Source organism: Streptomyces sp. NPDC059695 (assembly GCF_042733785.1).
Lineage (GTDB): Bacteria > Actinomycetota > Actinomycetes > Streptomycetales > Streptomycetaceae > Streptomyces.
Genome location: NZ_JBHWFF010000020.1, coordinates 1 through 16279 on the forward strand (window position 1 = coordinate 1; position 16279 = coordinate 16279).

Consider the following 16279-nt stretch of genomic DNA (forward strand, 5'->3'; position numbering starts at 1 on the left):
CCCGCCGCCTCGCGGGCCGCGCCGGGCGGAGCGCCGCCGCGCGGGGGGCGCCGCCGCGGCCCGCGCGCCGCGCCCCCGCCCCCCCCCCGGCCGTGTCTCGGTCACGCCGGGCCGCCGAGCGGCCCGACGCGTGCGGCCGGACCACGGGGGTCCAACGCGTGCGGCCGGACCACGGGGGTCCGACGGGTCCGGCCGGGCCACGGAGGCCCGACGGGTGCGGCCGGGCCACGGGGGCCCGACGGGCTCAGCGGATCTCGGAGATCTCCGGACCGCGCTGGAGCTGGCCCATGCCACCGGAGAAGCGGGAGTTCTCCTGCTCCTCCTGCTGCACGCCGTCCGGCACCATCTGCGCGTCGTTCGGCAGCTTGAGGACGATCGGGTCGCGGGGGGCCATCGGGCCGTCGCCGCGGACGACCACGGTGTCCCGGACGATCTGCTCCAGGAGGCCGGCGGCCTCGGGCTGGACCGCGCCCTGCCCGGAGATCACTCCGCGCAGGAACCAGCGGGGTCCGTCGACGCCCACGAAGCGGACCAGCTGCACGCCGCGGTTGCCGTCCGGCAGCTGCACCGGGACCTGCGCCCGCAGCTCCCAGCCGAGGGGCCCCTCGACCTCGTCGATGACACCGCCCTGCTGGACGATGCCGGTGGCGATCTCGTCGCGGACCTCGCCCCAGATGCCCTCGTTCTTGGGGGCGGCGAAGGCCTGCAGCTGGACGGCGCTGTCGCGCAGGACGACGGTGGCCGCGACGATCGCGTCGCCCGCCACCTCCACGCGCAGCTCCATGCCCTCGACTCCGGGCACGAAGATCCCGCCGAGGTCCACGCGGCCCTCGTCGGGCTTGGCGACCTCGGAGATGTCCCAGGGCCCGTCGGGCCGGGGCGCGGGCGGAAGGTTCACGCGGCGCGGCGCCTCGGCGCCGTCCTCGTCCTCCACCGCGTCGACGACCTGCTCGGCCTCGCTCGCCGCGTCCTCGGCGGCACCGCTCTTCTTGCGACGTCCGAACACGTCACTGTCCTTCCCGGTCGGATACGACCGAAGCGTATCGATTCCCACCCGTTGTGCCGTCCACGGCGGCATGACCGCCGGTGGACCCGAAGCCCCCCTCGGCCCGCGCCGAACCGGGAAGCTCCGCCACCTCGTGGAAGCGGACCTTCTCGACCTGCTGGACGACAAGTTGGGCAATCCGATCGAATCGTTCGAACCGCACGTCCTCGCGCGGGTCGAGATTGACCACGATCACCTTGATCTCTCCACGGTACCCGGCATCCACCGTCCCCGGGGCATTCACGAGCGCCACTCCGCAGCGGGCCGCGAGACCGGAGCGCGGGTGCACGAAGGCCGCGTACCCGTCCGGCAGGGCGATGGACACCCCGGTGGGCAGGACGGCGCGCTCACCGGGCGCCAGGACGGCGGCCTCGGTGGTCACGAGGTCGGCCCCGGCGTCGCCGGGATGCCCGTAGGACGGGATCGGTACGTCCGGGTCCACTCGCCGGATCAGTACGTCGACAGGGTTGCGCATCAGGGGTTCACCTCGAAGGCGCGGGCGCGCCGGACCTGGTCGGGGTCGGACATGGCGGCCTGGATCTCCTCCGGGCGGCCGTTGTCGATGAAGTGGTCGACCTTGACCTCGATGAAGAGGGCGTCGGCGCGGACCGCGACGGGGCCCTCGGGCCCGCCGATCCGGCCGACGGCGGTCGAGTAGATCTTGCGGCCGTGCACGGCGGTGACGGCGGCCTCCAGGTGGAGCACGGTGCCGACCGGGACGGGCCGCACGAAGTCGGTCTCCAGGCGTCCGGTCACGGCGATGACCCGCAGCAGCCAGTTCAGGGAGCCGAGGGTCTCGTCGAGCGCGGTGGCGAGCACGCCGCCGTGCGCGAGGCCGGGGGCGCCCTGGTGGTCGGGGGTCACCGTGAACTCGGCGGTGACGGTCACGCCCTCGCCCGCGCGCGCTTCCAGGTGGAGGCCGTGGGGCTGCCCGCCGCCGCACCCGAAGCAGTACTCGTAGTGCGCACCGAGCAGCTCGCCGGGGGCCGGCGCGTCGGGGTGGCGTACCGGCGGTATGGCGTCGGCCGGCGGGGTGAGGGCGGCAGATGTTGCAGTCACAGCCGCAGACCTTACCCGCGCGGATGGGCGCAGGTCGCGCCGTGCCAAGCTTGGACTCATGCAGCCTTCCGCACCGTCTCCGGCCCCCTCCCCCGCGCCCTCCGCCGCGCCGCGCTTCGACGAGCGGCTGACGGCGCCCCGCTCGTGGTGGGCGATCGTGGGTCTGCTCGGCCTCTCCGGGGGCCTGATCATGTTCCCGCTGGGCACGATCCCGATGCTGGGCGGTCTGCTCGTGGCGGCGGTGCTCGCCGGTGTGGCGGTCTCCTCGTACGGATCCGCGCGGATCCGGGTGGTGGCCGGTTCGCTGGTGGCGGGCGACGCGCGGATCCCGGTCACGGCGCTCGGGGCCGCCGAGGTGCTCGACGCGGAGGAGGCGCGCGCCTGGCGCATGCACAAGGCGGACCCGCGCGCCTTCATGCTGATGCGCAGCTACGTGCCGGGGGCGGTGCGGGTCGTGGTGACGGACCCCGCGGACCCGACGCCGTACGTGTACCTGTCCAGCCGTGAGCCCGAGGCGCTGGCCGCGGCCCTGGAGGCGGAGCGCTCCTGACCGGTGCGGCGGCCCGGCCCCGGCGGACCCGTCGGGGCTCCGGGGCGGTCGGCCGACGCGGGGCCCGCCGATCCGGAGGACGCGGGCCTCTCCGGTCTAGAAGCCGAGTTCCTTCGGGTTCTCGGGCTGCTCCAGCGGGGGGAGCTCCGTGAGGGCGTCCCAGGGGACCTGCCGGGCGCGGAGGTCCTTGCGGATGTGCCCGGCGAGTTTCTTGGTGTCGCGGCGGTTCATGACGGCGCCGACGGCGGCGCCCACCATGAAGGGCATGAGGTTCGGCAGGTTGCGCACCATGCGTTTCATGATCTGCTGGCGCAGTTCGCGCTTGAGCTGCCCGCCGAGGGCCGCGTTGACGGTGGTGGGCCGGGTGGGGTCGATGCCCCGCTCCTCGGCCCAGGAGGTCAGATAGGCCGCCGAGCGCTGCGTGAGCCGGCCGGGGGGCCGCAGCCCGTAGACCTCGTGCAGCTCGGCGATGAGTTTGAGCTCGACGGCGGCGACGCCGGTGATCTCGGCCGCCAGCTCGGCCGGCAGGGCCGGGGGTACGGGCAGCATGGCTGCGGCGCCGACGCCCGCGCCCACGGTCGAGCTCGCGTTCGCCGCGCCGGCGACGAGTTTGTCGGCGAGCTCCTCGGGACCGAGGCCGGGGAACTGTCTGCGCAGGGTCGCCAGGTCGCGGACGGGGATCCGCGGGGCGAGGTCGATCAGCCGGTCGGCCAGATGGCCGAGGCCGGCCTTGGCGCTGTCTCCGCCACGCCTCACGCCCTGCCGGACGCCCTGCGTGACGCCGCGCCGGACGGCTTCGATCCGGTCGGAGTCGATCCGGAGCCGGTCGAGCCGGGTCCGCGCGGGATCCGCGAGCCGCCTGACGGCGCCGAGGCGCCCGCCCTGCCGTGCTTCGGGCGGCGCGTCGCCCTGATCCGACCGGACGGGGACGTCGCCCTGTCCTTCACGGACCACTGCGTCGCCCTGCCCCTGGCGGGCCGGCGGGCTCGCCGGATCCGCCTCGGCGATCTCGATGACCGCTTCGAGCGAGGCCGGGAGGCCTCGCTCGTCGTCGTCACGTGCGCCGAGGGAGGGCAGGGAGGCGGTGCGCTCGGCTTCAGGTGCCTCCTGGGCGCCCTCTGCCGGGCCTGTGCCGCCCTTGTGCGTCTCCGAGCTCCTGGGGAGCCGCAGACGCCGCTTCCGGGACGGTGTGTCGCCTGCCACGGCCGGGCGACCTCAGTCGCAGTCGCGGCAGATCGGCTGGCCGTTCTTCTCCCGGGCCAGCTGGCTGCGGTGGTGCACGAGGAAGCAGCTCATGCACGTGAACTCGTCGGCCTGCTTCGGCAGGACCCGGACGGCCAGCTCCTCGTTCGAGAGGTCGGCGCCGGGAAGCTCCAGGCCTTCGGCGGCCTCGAACTCGTCGACGTCGACGGTCGAGGTCGACTTGTCGTTCCGGCGGGCCTTCAGTTCTTCAAGGCTGTCCGAGTCGACGTCGTCGTCGGTCTTGCGTGGGGTGTCGTAATCCGTTGCCATGTCGCTCTCCCCCTCTGGGTGGTTGCGGTGTCTCCAGCGCACGTAACGCGTGAGAGGTCGGACTTGTGCCCGACCTGAGGCGGAGATTTTGCCTCACATCAAGGTCTGTTACTCAATCGACACCCGTCGCGCACTCTCGCGAGTGATCGGCTTCGGGTGGCGAACCGGACCGTACACGGTCCTCCGGGCGGCCCTCACGGGCGCCACCCCGTGTACTTCCCGTCATTCCAGGCCCCGGAAACCCGGACTTTTCCTGGTTTTCCGAGGGATTTCCCGGTCACGGAGAGTGGAGGGCCGGGCACCCTCTCCTGTGATCGATCACACATGAGCGTCTCAGGATCGGAGCTCCGGAATTCCGCGCAAAGCGAACGGAACCGGTCGGCTCGTGCAGTGTGTCAGATCGGCAGAGTGACGCGCATCACGAGACCGCCGCCCTCGCGCGGCTCCGCGATGATACGGCCGCCGTGGGCACGCGCCACGGAACGCGCGATCGACAGGCCGAGGCCGACCCCCTTGTCGCTGCCGGTCCGCTCCTGCCGGAGCCTCCTGAACGGCTCGAAGAGGTTGTCGATCTCGTACGCGGGGACCACCGGTCCCGTGTTCGACACGACCAGCACCGCCTGACCGTCCTTGACCTCGGTGGTGACCTCCACCCAGCCGCCCTCCCGTCGCCCGCCACCGCCCTTCTCCGGAAGCGCTTCGCGCTGCCCCGTCTCACTCGGCACGTTGTACCGCACGGCGTTCTGGAGCAGGTTCAGCGCGATCCGTTCGAGGAGGACCCCGTTGCCCTGGACGACGGCGGGCGCGCGCTCCCCGCGGATCTCCACGCCCTTGGCCTCGGCCTCGGCGTGCACCTGGTCGACGCCCCGCTCGGCGACCTCGGCCAGGTCGACGGGTTTGCGCTCGATGATCTGGTTGTCGCTCCGGGCGAGCAGCAGCAGGCCCTCGACGAGCTGCTCGCTGCGCTCGTTGGTCGCGAGCAGGGTCTTGCCCAGTTGTTGGAGCTCGACCGGCGCGCCCGGGTCCGAGAGGTGGACCTCCAGGAGGGTGCGGTTGATCGCGAGCGGGGTCCGTAGTTCGTGCGAGGCGTTCGCGACGAACCGCTGCTGGGCCGTGAAGGCCCGCTCCAGGCGCTCCAGCATCTCGTCGAAGGTGTCGGCGAGCTCCTTGAGCTCGTCGTCCGGGCCGTCCAGCTCGATCCGCCGGGTCAGATCGGAACCGGCCACCTGGCGGGCGGTCCGGGTGATCCGGCCGAGCGGGGACAGCACCCGGCCCGCCATGGCGTAGCCGAAGGCGAAGGCGATGATGCTCAGCCCCAGCAGGGCGAAGAGGGACCTGCGCAGGAGGTCGTGCAGGGCGATGTCGCTCTGGTGCCGCAGACAGAGCGTGACGGCGTCGTTGAGCTGGTCGCCGGTGGGCGACTCGGGCAGCCGGCACCCGGAGGTGGTGGGCTGGACCGTGCCGTTGACGACCTTGAAGGGCAGCTGGGAGGTGCTGTCGCTGAGTGCCTGGGCGGTGAACAGGTAGATGATCGACAGCAGCAGGATGCCGGCGATCAGGAACATCCCGCCGTACAGCAGCGTGAGCCGTATCCGGATGGTCGGCCGGAGCAGCGGCCGGACGGGGTCCCGGGGGTCCCAGGTGGGTTTCGGAGGCGCCTGGGGATGGGGCGCGGGAGTGGTGGCCATCGGGTCAGATCCGGTACCCGGAACCGGGGACCGTGACGATGACCGGCGGTTCGCCGAGCTTGCGGCGCAGGGTCATGACGGTGACGCGCACGACGTTGGTGAACGGGTCGGTGTTCTCGTCCCAGGCCTTCTCCAGGAGCTGCTCGGCCGAGACGACGGCGCCCTCGCTGCGCATGAGGACCTCCAGGACGGCGAACTCCTTCGGCGCGAGCTGGACCTCCTTGCCCTCGCGGAAGACCTCGCGGCGGTTCGGGTCGAGCTTGATGCCGGCGCGCTCCAGGACGGGCGGGAGCGGGACCGTGGTGCGGCGGCCGAGGGCGCGCACGCGCGCGGTGAGCTCGGTGAAGGCGAAGGGCTTCGGGAGGTAGTCGTCCGCCCCGAGCTCCAGGCCCTCGACGCGGTCGCTGACGTCGCCGGAGGCGGTGAGCATCAGGACACGGGTGGGCATGCCGAGCTCGACGATCTTGCGGCAGACGTCGTCCCCGTGGACGAGCGGGAGGTCGCGGTCGAGGACCACGACGTCGTAGTCGTTGACTCCGACGCGCTCCAGGGCCGCGGCGCCGTCGTACACGACGTCGACGGCCATGGCCTCCCGGCGCAGTCCGGTGGCCACCGCATCGGCGAGCAGCTGCTCGTCCTCGACGACGAGTACGCGCACGTCGTAGATCCTTCCGTTGAGCCGCTGTCCGAGGTGGGGACCGGCTGAAATCTGAGCACTGACTGTGCGTGTCCATCCTGCCCCGTACGCGCGTAAACCGGCTGTAAGACGGCGGTGCGGGGCCAGGGCGGAGGGGGTGGTGAGCGGGGGGCGCGCGATGGGGCGTGCGGCCCGGAACGAAGAATTCACCGGATTCTCGGGCCAGTTGAGGTTTCTCTGAGGAAGGGGCTGGGGAGGACGACTGCACACCCCGTGATCACGCCCTGTATGTGGCGCGCCACCTACCGCTCTCTGTCTCCCAGAGTTCGCAGTGTGTGATCCACCCACCCTCGGCACACCCCCGTGCCACCGGACCCACGAGGAGGGGGCGCACGATGGACGCTTTCACCGCAGGACTGCTGCACCGCATCAGGACCACGCAGACGGACCTCACGCGGGCCCGTGAGACGGGCGACGACTACCTGGCGGACATGGAGCAGGCGGAGCTGGACGACCTGCACCGGCTCGCCGCCGAGCACGGCGTGGAGGTGGCCGCGCCGGGCGTCTGACCCGTCCCACCCGTCCGCACCGGACTCCCCGTCCGGCGCGAACGCCGTCCGACCCGTTCACGGTCCGGCCCGCACCGCCGTCAGGTCCGCGGGCCGTCCGATCCGTAGGTACGCGGGGGCCCCGGCGCCGTCCTGGCACCGGGGCCCCCGTGCGTCCGTCTCCCGGACCGCTAGTCGTGCCAGGCCCCCAGGTCCTCCAGGAGCTCCTGGAGGGGCCCGAAGAGGCCCGGAGAGGCCGCGAGGGTCAGTTCCCCGGACTCGGGCTCGCCGGGCCGGCCGCCCGTGAGGCCGCCGGCCTCGCGGGCGACGAGCGCGCCCGCCGCGAGGTCCCAGGGGTTGAGCCCGCGCTCGTAGTACGCGTCGAGGCGTCCCGCGGCGACGTCGCAGAGGTCGATGGCGGCCGAGCCCCCGCGGCGGATGTCGCGGACGCGCGGGATGACCTGCCGGGCCACGTCCGCCTGGTGGGCGCGGCGGGCCTGGACGTATCCGAAGCCGGTGCCGAGGAGGGCCTGGTCCAGCGGGGGCGAGGGGCGGACGGCGAGCCTCCGCTCCCCCGCGTACGCGCCGCCGCCGAGGACGGCCCGGTAGGTCTCGCCGCGCATCGGGGCCTCGACCACGCCGACGACGGTCTCGCCGTCGCGTTCGGCCGCGATGGAGACCGCCCAGGTCGGCAGGCCGTAGAGGTAGTTCACGGTGCCGTCGAGCGGGTCGATCACCCAGCGGATCCCGCTGGTGCCGGGGCTCGACGCGCCCTCCTCGCCGAGGAAGCCGTCCTGCGGGCGGTGCTCGGAGAGGAAGCCGGTGATCAGCTTCTCGGCGGCGATGTCCATCTCGGTGACGACGTCGATGGGGCTCGACTTGGTCTTCGCCACGGCGAGGTCGTCCGGCCGTCCGTCGCGCAGCAGCGCTCCGGCGCGCCGGGCGGCCTCCAGGGCGAGGTCGAGCAGTTCGGTGAGCAGGGGGTCGGGAACGTCGGTCACGCGGGCTCCTTACGCGTACGGGCTGTCGGCTCCGGCGGCGGCGGGCCGCTCGGCCCTGGCCGGGCAGCAGCCGATCGGGCAGAGGTCGTGAGAGGCACCGAGGGCGCCGAGGGCGCAGCGCTCGGCCCTGACCCCCCGCTCGTTCGCGGCACGCTCCAGGACGAGCTCGCGGACGGCGGCGGCGAAGCGCGGGTCGGCCCCGACGGTCGCCGAGCGCCGGACCGGCAGGCCGAGCTCGGCGGCCTTGGCGGTGGCCTCCGTGTCGAGGTCGTACAGGACCTCCATGTGGTCGGAGACGAAGCCGATCGGGACCATGACCGCGGCGGGCACGCCGGCGCCGTGGAGCTCCTCCAGGTGGTCGCAGATGTCGGGCTCCAGCCACGGGATGTGGGGGGCGCCGCTGCGGGACTGGTAGACGAGCTTCCAGGGGTGGTCGATCCCGGTCTCCTCGCGGACCGCGTCGGCGATGACCCGCGCCACGTCGAGGTGCTGCCGCACGTAGGCCCCGCCGTCGCCGTGCTCGGTGACCGGTCCCGAGCTGTCGGCGGCGGAGTCGGGGATGGAGTGGGTGGTGAAGGCGAGGTGGGCGCCGTCCCGTACGGCCGGGTCGAGCTCCGCGAGGGAGGCGAGGACGCCCTCGATCATCGGCCGGACGAAGCCGGGGTGGTTGAAGTAGTGCCGGAGCTTGTCGACCCGGGGCAGCGGGAGTCCCTCCGCCTCCAGGGTGGCGAGCGCGTCGGCGAGGTTCTCGCGGTACTGGCGGCAGCCGGAGTAGGAGGCGTAGGCGCTGGTGGCGAGGACGGCGATGTGGCGCCGCCCGTCGGTGACCATCTCGCGGAGGGTGTCGGTGAGGTACGGCGCCCAGTTCCGGTTTCCCCAGTAGACCGGCAGGCCGAGCCCGGCCTGCGCGAAGTCCTTCCGCAGCGCGTCGAGGAGCGCGCGGTTCTGGTCGTTGATCGGGGAGACGCCGCCGAAGAGGAAGTAGTGCTGGCCCACTTCCTTGAGCCGTTCCTTCGGGATGCCTCGGCCGCGCGTCACGTTCTCCAGGAACGGGACCACGTCGTCCGGGCCCTCGGGGCCGCCGAACGAGAGCAGCAGCAGGGCGTCGTACGGGGCGGGATCGTGCTGATCGGACATGGCACCGATCCTCCCACCCGCCTCCGGCGGCGGAGGGCGCGGCCCTTCCGTGCCTGGCTGTCCGTACAAGCGTGCGTCGAGCCGTTCGTCCGAAAAACGGGGATGACCGATCGACTTCAACACCGTAGGCTTTAGCTATTAATTACACGTGTTGACCAAGGACCTCTCTTGCCCAGTCCCTACCGCGCGATCTTCGCGGCGCCCGGAACCACATCGTTCTCCGTCGCGGGGTTCCTCGGCCGCATGCCGCTGTCCATGATGGGCATCGGCATCGTGACCATGATTTCGCAGGTCACAGGCCGGTACGGCCTGGCCGGCGCGCTCTCGGCGACGCTCGCGATGTCCGCCGCGGTCCTCGGCCCCCTGGTCTCGCGCCTGGTCGACCGGCACGGACAGCGCAGGGTGCTCCGGCCGGTGACGCTGGTCTCGCTCGTCGCGGCCGCCGGGCTCCTCCTGTGCGTGCAGCAGAAGGCCCCGGACTGGACCCTCTTCGTCTTCACGGCCGTGATCGGCTGTGTGCCGAGCGTCGGCGCGATGACCCGCGCCCGCTGGGCGGAGATCTACCGGGGCGAGGAGCGGCGCCTGCACACGGCGTACTCCTGGGAGTCGATCGTCGACGAGACGTGCTTCATCTTCGGCCCGATCCTCTCCATCGGGCTGTCCACGGCCTGGTTCCCCGAGGCCGGCCCCCTGTTCGCCGGGGTGTTCCTCGCCATCGGCGTCTTCTGGCTGACCTCGCAGCGCGCGACGGAACCGGTTCCGCACCCCCAGCAGGGCGCGCGGGGCTCCTCCGCGCTCCGCTCCCCCGGCCTCCAGGTGCTCGCCCTCGCGTTCGTCGCGACCGGCGCCATCTTCGGCTCGGTCGACGTGGTGACCGTCGCCTTCGCCGAGGAGCAGGGCCAGAAGGCCGCCGCGAGCCTGGTCCTGGCCGTCTACGCGCTGGGCTCCGGCCTGGCCGGTGCCGTCTTCGGACTCCTGCACCTCAAGGGCGAGCCGTCCCGCAGATGGCTCCTGGGCATCTGCGCGATGGCCGTGAGTATGATCCCCCTCCTACTGGCCGGGAACCTGCCGTTGCTGGCCGTGGCGCTCTTTGTCGCGGGCCTGTCCATCGCACCGACGATGGTGACCACCATGGCCCTCGTCGAAGCGCACGTACCGCGCACCAAGCTGACCGAGGGCATGACCTGGACGGGTACCGGGCTCGCCGTCGGCGTGGCGCTCGGCTCCTCGGCCGCCGGCTGGGTCGTCGACGCGTCGGGGGCGAAGGCGGGGTACGTGGTGCCCGTCGTCTCGGGCGCGCTCGCGGTCGCGGTGGGTCTCCTCGGACACCGCCGGCTGCGCAGGCCGGTGCCGAACCGGGAGGGGCAGCGTGGGCACGACGACAGCAGCGGGGACAGCGGGGTCGGGGAGCGCCAGGACGGCGGGCAGCCCGTGGCGTAACTGGGCGGGGAACGTCACCTCCCGCCCGGTGCGGGAGGTGAGCCCGGCCTCGGCCGAGGAGCTCGCCGAGGCGGTGCGCCGTGCGGCCGAGGACGGCCTTCGGGTCAAGACCGTCGGCACCGGCCACTCGTTCACCTCGATCGCGGCCACCGACGGCGTCCTCATCCGGCCCGGGCTGCTGACCGGGATCCGGCGGATCGACCGCGAGGCGATGACCGTCACCGTCGAGTCGGGCACCCCGCTCAAGCGGCTCAACGTGGCGCTGGCCCGGGAGGGCCTGTCGCTCACGAACATGGGCGACATCATGGAGCAGACCGTCGCCGGCGCCACCTCCACCGGCACGCACGGCACGGGCCGCGAGTCGGCGTCCATCGCCGCGCAGATCCGCGAGCTGGAGCTGGTGACGGCCTCGGGCGAGCTGCTGACCTGCTCGGCGAAGGAGAATCCGGAGGTCTTCGCGGCCGCCCGGATCGGACTGGGCGCGCTCGGCGTGGTCACGGCGATCACCTTCGCGGTGGAGCCGGTCTTCCTGCTCACCGCGCGCGAGGAGCCGATGACCTTCGACCGGGTCACCTCGGAGTTCGACGCGCTGCACGCGGAGAACGAGCACTTCGAGTTCTACTGGTTCCCGCACACGGACAACTGCAACACCAAGCGCAACAACCGCAGCGCGGGCCCCGCCGCACCGCCCGGTCGGGTCAGCGGCTGGATCGAGGACGAGTTCCTCTCCAACGGGGTCTTCCAGCTCGCCTGCTCGCTGGGCCGCGCGGTGCCGCCGGTCATCCCGTCGATCGCCAAGGTCTCCAGCCGGGCCCTGTCCGCCCGTACGTACACCGACATCCCGTACAAGGTCTTCACCTCGCCGCGCCGGGTCCGCTTCCTGGAGATGGAGTACGCGCTTCCGCGGGAGGCGGCGGTCGCCGCGCTGCGCGAGCTCAAGGCCATGGTCGAGCGCTCGCCGCTCAAGGTGAGCTTCCCGGTGGAGGTGCGCACGGCGCCGGCGGACGACATCGCGCTCTCCACGGCCTCGGGGCGGGAGACCGCGTACATCGCCGTCCACCTGTACAGGGGAACGCCCCACCAGGGGTACTTCACCGCGGTGGAGCGCATCATGACGGCGCACGGGGGCCGTCCCCACTGGGGCAAGGTGCACACCCGCGACGCCGCCTACCTGTCCGCGGCCTACCCGCGCTTCGCCGAGTTCACGGCACTGCGCGACCGGCTCGACCCGGACCGGCTGTTCGCCAACGACTACCTGCGGCGGGTCCTGGGCGACTGACGGTCACCCGGCTCCCGTGCCGGTGCCGGTTCCGGTGGCCGCGTCGCCCCCGGCCGGTGACGGGACCGAGGGAAGCTCCGGCGCGCCCGTGGTCGGCTCCTGGGTCGGCGCGGTCGGTTCCGTGGTCGGACCGGTCGGCGTCGGGGCGGGCGTGGTCGCGCCGCCGGACCCGGAGGGGGTGGGCTCCGTCGACGGCGTCCCGGTGGCCGGCTCCCGGCTCGGCGTGGGGTCCGCCGTGGGGGTGCCGGAACCGCCCCGCTGGCGCCCGGTGCCGTCCGCGGAGCCGGACGGCGCGGGGGTCGGCTCCTGGCCCCGCTCGGGCGCGTCGTGGCCCGTGTCCCCGCCGCCCCGGACGACGGAGCCGAAGGTGGTGGTGCCCTGCTTGCCGCTGAAGTCCTGCCCGGAGACCAGCTCGTAGGCGGTGATGCCGCCCATGGTGACGCCGAAGACGAGCGCGGCGGCGATCGCCGGGCGCCTCCATCCCCGCACGCGCGTGCCGTGGGTGGTCGCCTCGCCGAACTCCTCGTCGACCGGCTCTCCGGACGGCAGCGGGGCCCGCACGGTGCCGAGCATGAGGGTGCGGTCGTCCCGCGGACCGGCCGGGAGCGGAACCTGACGCGCCTTCGGCTTGGCCGCCGCGGTCGCGTCGCGGACCTGCTCGCCGGTGCGCTTGAACAGGTGCTGGAAGAGCGGTCCGCCGCAGGTCGCGATGACACTGATCACACCGGCGCCGAGGATCGTGCCGTACACGCCGAGGGTCGAGGCGAGCTTGGCGGCGATGACCGCGGCCAGGGCGCTGCCGGAGACCTGAGCCACGCTCAGGTCGACCCTTCTCCCGGTGCTCTTCTTCGCCTCCTCCGGCTCGTCCCTGTCGGTTTCCGGCCCGTGACGCATCTCCGACCCCTGATGATTCATCCGTTCGTCTTGCACCCAGAAGGGACATACGGGAGAAGCGATTAGTTCCGTTTCTGGTGTTTCTGTGAAGAGCGACACGTACGGGGGAAGATCACGGACACTCAACTCCCGTACCGCCCGAGAAGTTGAGCGGCGCGCCGGTCCACCCAGGTGGCCCGAATGGAGTACATTGACGAACCCTGGGTCCGGACGCCCTCACGGGTGCCCGGGATCACGGGGAGGGGGCCGGACACGGCGCTCGAACCGGCGGCGCCTCGGCATCGCACGGGAACCGGCTGCGGAGAGTGACAGCCAGTCACTCCGGGTAGTGATCAGGTAACCGTGCCATAACGGCGTTCCAGGGTCCATGCCCGACACGCCGGGCAACTCGGCAAGGTAGTGGCAGGCTGCACCCGGGCAGGCCACACTCGACTAGCGGAAGCAGCGACGCACGTGACGTCGGCAGGCACCACCCGGGAGGTCCCCATGCCCGAACTGCGTGTCGTGGCCGTCTCCAACGACGGCACACGACTGGTGCTGAAGGCTGCTGACAGCACGGAGTACACACTTCCGATCGACGAGCGGCTCCGTGCCGCCGTGCGCAACGACCGCGCGCGCCTCGGCCAGATCGAGATCGAGGTGGAGAGCCACCTCCGCCCCCGCGACATCCAGGCCCGTATAAGGGCCGGTGCCTCCGCGGAGGAGGTCGCCCAGCTCGCCGGCATCCCCGTCGACCGCGTGCGCCGCTTCGAGGGCCCCGTGCTCGCGGAGCGCGCCTTCATGGCCGAGCGCGCCCGCAAGACGCCGGTCCGCAGGCCTGGGGAGAACAGCGGACCGCAGCTCGGCGAGGCGGTGCAGGAGCGGCTGCTGCTGCGCGGCGCCGAGAAGGACACCGTGCAGTGGGACTCCTGGCGCCGGGACGACGGCACCTGGGAGGTGCTGCTGGTCTACCGGGTCGCGGGCGAGGTCCACACCGCCAGCTGGACGTACGACCCGCCGCGGCGCCTCGTGCAGGCCGTGGACGACGAGGCGCGGGCCCTGATCGGCGAGACCGACGACACGATCGCCGCCGCCCCGGAGCCCAGCTTCCCGTTCGTGCCGCGCATCGCCCGGCTGCCCCGGGACAGGCCGCTCGACCGCGCCCTGGACCGCCAGATCGACCGGTCCGACCGTCAGCTGGAGCGGGCTCCCTCGCCCGTCGAGCCGGAGGACGAGCGGGACTCGCTGACGAGCCTCCTGGAGGCCGTGCCGAGCTTCCGCGGCGACATGGTGGTGCCCGAGCAGCCGGACGGCGAGCCGTCCGACGAGGCGGAGGCGGAGGAGCCGCCGGCCCCGGCCGCCTCGGCGGGCGCGGGTTCGGCGTACGCCGACGTCCTGATGCCCCGGGCGGTCTCCGGCCACCGGGACCGGCTGCACGGCGCCACCGACCGCCAGGCGGAGGCGGACGGCGTCCGCCCGGGCCGCCGCGCGGCCGTGCCGAGCTGGGACGAGATCGTCTTCGGCACCCGCAGGAAGAAGCAGGACTGACGTCCGTACGCGCACGCGTGTGTACGGGGAGGGCCCGCGCCGTTCGACGGCGCGGGCCCTCCGCGTACGGGATCCGGGCGGGCCCTCCGCGTACGGGATCAGGTCGGCCCGTTCCCGTACGGCGCCCGGTCGGGCCGTCCTCCGGCTACCTCGGGTCCGGGCCCGTGGCGACCGGGCGGGCCGGGTCGGAGGACCACTCCGACCAGGAACCGGCGTAGAGGCCCGCCGGGATGCCCGCGATCTCCAGGGCGAGCACCTCGTGGGCACCCGACACGCCCGAGCCGCAGTAGACGGCGACCGGGGTCCCCTCGGCCGCGCCGAGGGCGGTGAAGCGGTCCCGGAGCACGTCGGCGGCGAGGAAGAGGCCCTCCGCGTCGACGTTCTCCGTCGTCGGGGCCGAGACCGCGCCCGGGATGTGCCCGCCGACCCGGTCGATCGGCTCCACGTCACCCCGGTAGCGCTCGGCCGCCCGCGCGTCCAGGAGCAGCCCCGTACCGGGGAACGCCGCCGCCGCGTCGGCGTCGAGCAGCCCGAGGCCGCCCGGCTGCGGCCGGAAGTCGCCCGGCTCGGGGGCGGGGACCTTCTCCGTGACCTCGCCCGTCCAGGCCGCGAGGCCCCCGTCCAGGACCCGCACGTCGGGGTGGCCCGCCCAGCGGAGCAGCCACCAGGCGCGGGCCGCGCCCCAGCCCAGACCGCCGTCGTAGACGACGACCGGTGCGTCCGCCGAGACCCCCGCCCGGCGCATCACGGCCCCGAAGGCCTCCGGGTCGGGCAGCGGGTGCCGGCCGCCGCTGCCGGGAGGTCCCGCGAGTTCCGCGTCGAGGTCGACGTAGACCGCGCCGGGAAGGTGTCCGGCCTCGTAGGCGGGCCGTCCGGGCGGGCCGCCGAGCGTCCAGCGGACGTCCAGGAGGACCGGCGGCCGCGGCCCGGCCGACTCGCTCAGCAGTTCGCTTGCGGAGATGATGGGGTTCATGGGGGCCATCCTCGCGCAGCCGCACGGCCCGCGGGGACGGACCCGGCGACCTCCGTCCGGATCGCGCCACCGACCGGTGCGGCCGGGGCGCGCGGCGACGCCGTCGGTGGCACCATCGGACGGGGACACGGCCACGACGATGGTCCGAGGAGAGAGTGACGATGACCGAGGCGACTCCGCGATCGCCCGGCACACCCTGCTGGGTGAGCCTGATGGTGCACGGACTTGACGCCACGCAGGAGTTCTACAACGCGCTCTTCGACTGGGAGTTCGTCCCCGGTCCCCAGCAGCTCGGCCCGTACGTGCGCGCCCTGCTCGGCGGCAAGGAGGTGGCGGGCATCGGCCAGCTGCCTCCCGACCGGCACCTGCGCATCGCCTGGACCCCCTACCTGGCCGCCGAGGACGCCGACGAGACCGCCGAGCGCATCCGCTGCTGCGGCGGCACGGTCGCCGTCGGCCCGCTGGACGCGGGCGAGGCGGGCCGTCTGGCGATCTGCTCCGACCCCGCCGGCGCGGTCTTCGGCGTCTGGCAGGCGGAGGAGCACCACGGCACGGTGATCGCGGGCCCGCCGGGGACCCCGGTGTGGAACGAGCTCCTCACGTACGAGACCTCCGCGATCGGCAAGTTCTACCGGACGGTCTTCGGCTACGAGGTGGAGCCGGTCGTCTCCGCGGACCACGACTACGCGACGCTCCTCGCGGCGGGGGCCCCGGTGGCCTCGCTGCACGGCGTCGGCGACGAGCTGCCCCGGGACCGGGGCCCGCACTGGATGACGTACTTCGAGGTCGCCGACACGGACGCGGCGGCGGGGCTCGTCCTGGAGCTCGGCGGCCGGGTGCTGCGCGCGCCGCGCGAGGGCACGGCGGGGCGGCTCGCCGTGGTGGCGGATCCGGAGGGCGCGGTCTTCACCCTGGTCAGGTCCGCCGAGCACTGACCGCTCCGGGAGGGGCTCCCGGCTCGGCCCGGTCGGATCGGCTCCGTCGACGCG

The 16279-nt window shown here is 73.3% G+C and carries 17 protein-coding genes; 6 read left to right on the top strand and 11 right to left on the bottom strand.

The annotated features are described in order from the left end of the window. Positions 1–244 precede the first annotated feature (244 nt). The 3 genes from ACFV2S_RS24030 to ACFV2S_RS24040 are packed head-to-tail and all read right to left on the bottom strand — an operon-like array spanning position 245 to position 2104. On the bottom strand, positions 245–1006 hold the full coding sequence (locus ACFV2S_RS24030; RefSeq protein WP_382868189.1) for a DUF3710 domain-containing protein: 762 nt from the start codon (positions 1004–1006) through the stop codon (positions 245–247). A gap of 1 nt (position 1007) precedes the next feature. Continuing rightward, entirely contained in the window at positions 1008–1520 is a 513-nt protein-coding gene (gene dut / locus ACFV2S_RS24035; RefSeq protein WP_383796989.1) for a dUTP diphosphatase, read from the bottom strand. After that, positions 1520–2104 (bottom strand): PaaI family thioesterase, encoded by a 585-nt coding sequence (locus ACFV2S_RS24040; RefSeq protein ID WP_189804622.1) that lies wholly within the window; start codon positions 2102–2104, stop codon positions 1520–1522. The genes dut and ACFV2S_RS24040 overlap by 1 nt, the downstream gene beginning before the upstream one ends. A gap of 58 nt (positions 2105–2162) precedes the next feature. Here ACFV2S_RS24040 and ACFV2S_RS24045 point away from each other — a divergent pair, with 58 nt between their 5' ends. Then, positions 2163–2654 carry a DUF3093 domain-containing protein gene (locus ACFV2S_RS24045; protein ID WP_385562681.1) on the top strand — a complete coding sequence of 164 codons (492 nt, stop codon included), beginning with the start codon at positions 2163–2165 and terminating at the stop codon, positions 2652–2654. A 96-nt stretch (positions 2655–2750) separates the two neighbouring features. Here the strand turns inward: ACFV2S_RS24045 and ACFV2S_RS24050 are convergent, their stop codons facing one another. The 4 genes from ACFV2S_RS24050 to ACFV2S_RS24065 form a co-directional block, all read right to left on the bottom strand. Beyond that, complete coding sequence (locus ACFV2S_RS24050; protein ID WP_385562684.1) at positions 2751–3857, bottom strand: hypothetical protein; 1107 nt, start codon at positions 3855–3857, stop codon at positions 2751–2753. 12 nt (positions 3858–3869) lie between these two features. Next, positions 3870–4166, bottom strand: coding sequence for a DUF4193 domain-containing protein (locus ACFV2S_RS24055; RefSeq protein ID WP_003955561.1), 297 nt, complete (start codon positions 4164–4166; stop codon positions 3870–3872). A 395-nt stretch (positions 4167–4561) separates the two neighbouring features. Further along, a complete protein-coding gene (locus ACFV2S_RS24060) occupies positions 4562–5854 on the bottom strand; it encodes a sensor histidine kinase (RefSeq protein ID WP_385562687.1) in 1293 nt (430 codons plus the stop codon). 4 nt (positions 5855–5858) lie between these two features. Continuing rightward, positions 5859–6512, bottom strand: a complete 654-nt coding sequence (locus ACFV2S_RS24065; protein ID WP_017237674.1) for a response regulator transcription factor — start codon at positions 6510–6512, stop codon at positions 5859–5861. A gap of 374 nt (positions 6513–6886) precedes the next feature. Here ACFV2S_RS24065 and ACFV2S_RS24070 point away from each other — a divergent pair, with 374 nt between their 5' ends. Then, the gene (locus ACFV2S_RS24070; RefSeq protein ID WP_383796992.1) at positions 6887–7060 is read left to right on the top strand and encodes a hypothetical protein; all 174 of its coding nucleotides are present in this window, start codon (positions 6887–6889) and stop codon (positions 7058–7060) included. A 170-nt stretch (positions 7061–7230) separates the two neighbouring features. On the opposite strand, the gene ACFV2S_RS24075 is transcribed toward ACFV2S_RS24070, so the two are convergent. After that, positions 7231–8040 carry an inositol monophosphatase family protein gene (locus tag ACFV2S_RS24075; RefSeq protein ID WP_385562691.1) on the bottom strand — a complete coding sequence of 270 codons (810 nt, stop codon included), beginning with the start codon at positions 8038–8040 and terminating at the stop codon, positions 7231–7233. A gap of 9 nt (positions 8041–8049) precedes the next feature. Next, positions 8050–9177, bottom strand: a complete 1128-nt coding sequence (locus ACFV2S_RS24080; RefSeq protein ID WP_385562694.1) for a ferrochelatase — start codon at positions 9175–9177, stop codon at positions 8050–8052. A 168-nt stretch (positions 9178–9345) separates the two neighbouring features. Here ACFV2S_RS24080 and ACFV2S_RS24085 point away from each other — a divergent pair, with 168 nt between their 5' ends. Continuing rightward, on the top strand, positions 9346–10617 hold the full coding sequence (locus ACFV2S_RS24085; RefSeq protein WP_385562697.1) for an MFS transporter: 1272 nt from the start codon (positions 9346–9348) through the stop codon (positions 10615–10617). Continuing rightward, positions 10547–11896, top strand: coding sequence for a D-arabinono-1,4-lactone oxidase (locus ACFV2S_RS24090; protein ID WP_383796996.1), 1350 nt, complete (start codon positions 10547–10549; stop codon positions 11894–11896). Before ACFV2S_RS24085 ends, ACFV2S_RS24090 begins: the two co-directional genes overlap by 71 nt. A gap of 3 nt (positions 11897–11899) precedes the next feature. On the opposite strand, the gene ACFV2S_RS24095 is transcribed toward ACFV2S_RS24090, so the two are convergent. Then, the gene (locus tag ACFV2S_RS24095; RefSeq protein WP_385562701.1) at positions 11900–12790 is read right to left on the bottom strand and encodes a hypothetical protein; all 891 of its coding nucleotides are present in this window, start codon (positions 12788–12790) and stop codon (positions 11900–11902) included. 486 nt (positions 12791–13276) lie between these two features. On the opposite strand from ACFV2S_RS24095, the gene sepH reads away from it, so the two are divergent. After that, complete coding sequence (gene sepH / locus ACFV2S_RS24100; protein ID WP_385562704.1) at positions 13277–14317, top strand: septation protein SepH; 1041 nt, start codon at positions 13277–13279, stop codon at positions 14315–14317. Positions 14318–14462: 145 nt separating this feature from the next. Here sepH and ACFV2S_RS24105 read toward each other — a convergent pair whose 3' ends face one another. Beyond that, positions 14463–15290: a sulfurtransferase gene (locus ACFV2S_RS24105; protein ID WP_385562707.1), complete on the bottom strand. Its 828-nt coding sequence runs from the start codon at positions 15288–15290 to the stop codon at positions 14463–14465. Positions 15291–15451: 161 nt separating this feature from the next. Here ACFV2S_RS24105 and ACFV2S_RS24110 point away from each other — a divergent pair, with 161 nt between their 5' ends. Continuing rightward, positions 15452–16225, top strand: a complete 774-nt coding sequence (locus ACFV2S_RS24110; protein ID WP_385562710.1) for a VOC family protein — start codon at positions 15452–15454, stop codon at positions 16223–16225. Positions 16226–16279 lie beyond the last annotated feature (54 nt).

Excerpts from the sequence above, each read along its gene's own strand:
- dut (WP_383796989.1), bottom strand. The coding sequence starts at position 1,520 with ATGCGCAACCCTGTCGACGTACTGATCCGGCGAGTGGACCCGGACGTA.
- ACFV2S_RS24045 (WP_385562681.1), top strand. The coding sequence starts at position 2,163 with ATGCAGCCTTCCGCACCGTCTCCGGCCCCCTCCCCCGCGCCCTCCGCC.
- ACFV2S_RS24055 (WP_003955561.1), bottom strand. The coding sequence starts at position 4,166 with ATGGCAACGGATTACGACACCCCACGCAAGACCGACGACGACGTCGAC.
- ACFV2S_RS24060 (WP_385562687.1), bottom strand. The coding sequence starts at position 5,854 with ATGGCCACCACTCCCGCGCCCCATCCCCAGGCGCCTCCGAAACCCACC.
- ACFV2S_RS24070 (WP_383796992.1), top strand. The coding sequence starts at position 6,887 with ATGGACGCTTTCACCGCAGGACTGCTGCACCGCATCAGGACCACGCAG.
- ACFV2S_RS24080 (WP_385562694.1), bottom strand. The coding sequence starts at position 9,177 with ATGTCCGATCAGCACGATCCCGCCCCGTACGACGCCCTGCTGCTGCTC.
- ACFV2S_RS24095 (WP_385562701.1), bottom strand. The coding sequence starts at position 12,790 with ATGCGTCACGGGCCGGAAACCGACAGGGACGAGCCGGAGGAGGCGAAG.
- sepH (WP_385562704.1), top strand. The coding sequence starts at position 13,277 with ATGCCCGAACTGCGTGTCGTGGCCGTCTCCAACGACGGCACACGACTG.
- ACFV2S_RS24105 (WP_385562707.1), bottom strand. The coding sequence starts at position 15,290 with ATGAACCCCATCATCTCCGCAAGCGAACTGCTGAGCGAGTCGGCCGGG.
- ACFV2S_RS24110 (WP_385562710.1), top strand. The coding sequence starts at position 15,452 with ATGACCGAGGCGACTCCGCGATCGCCCGGCACACCCTGCTGGGTGAGC.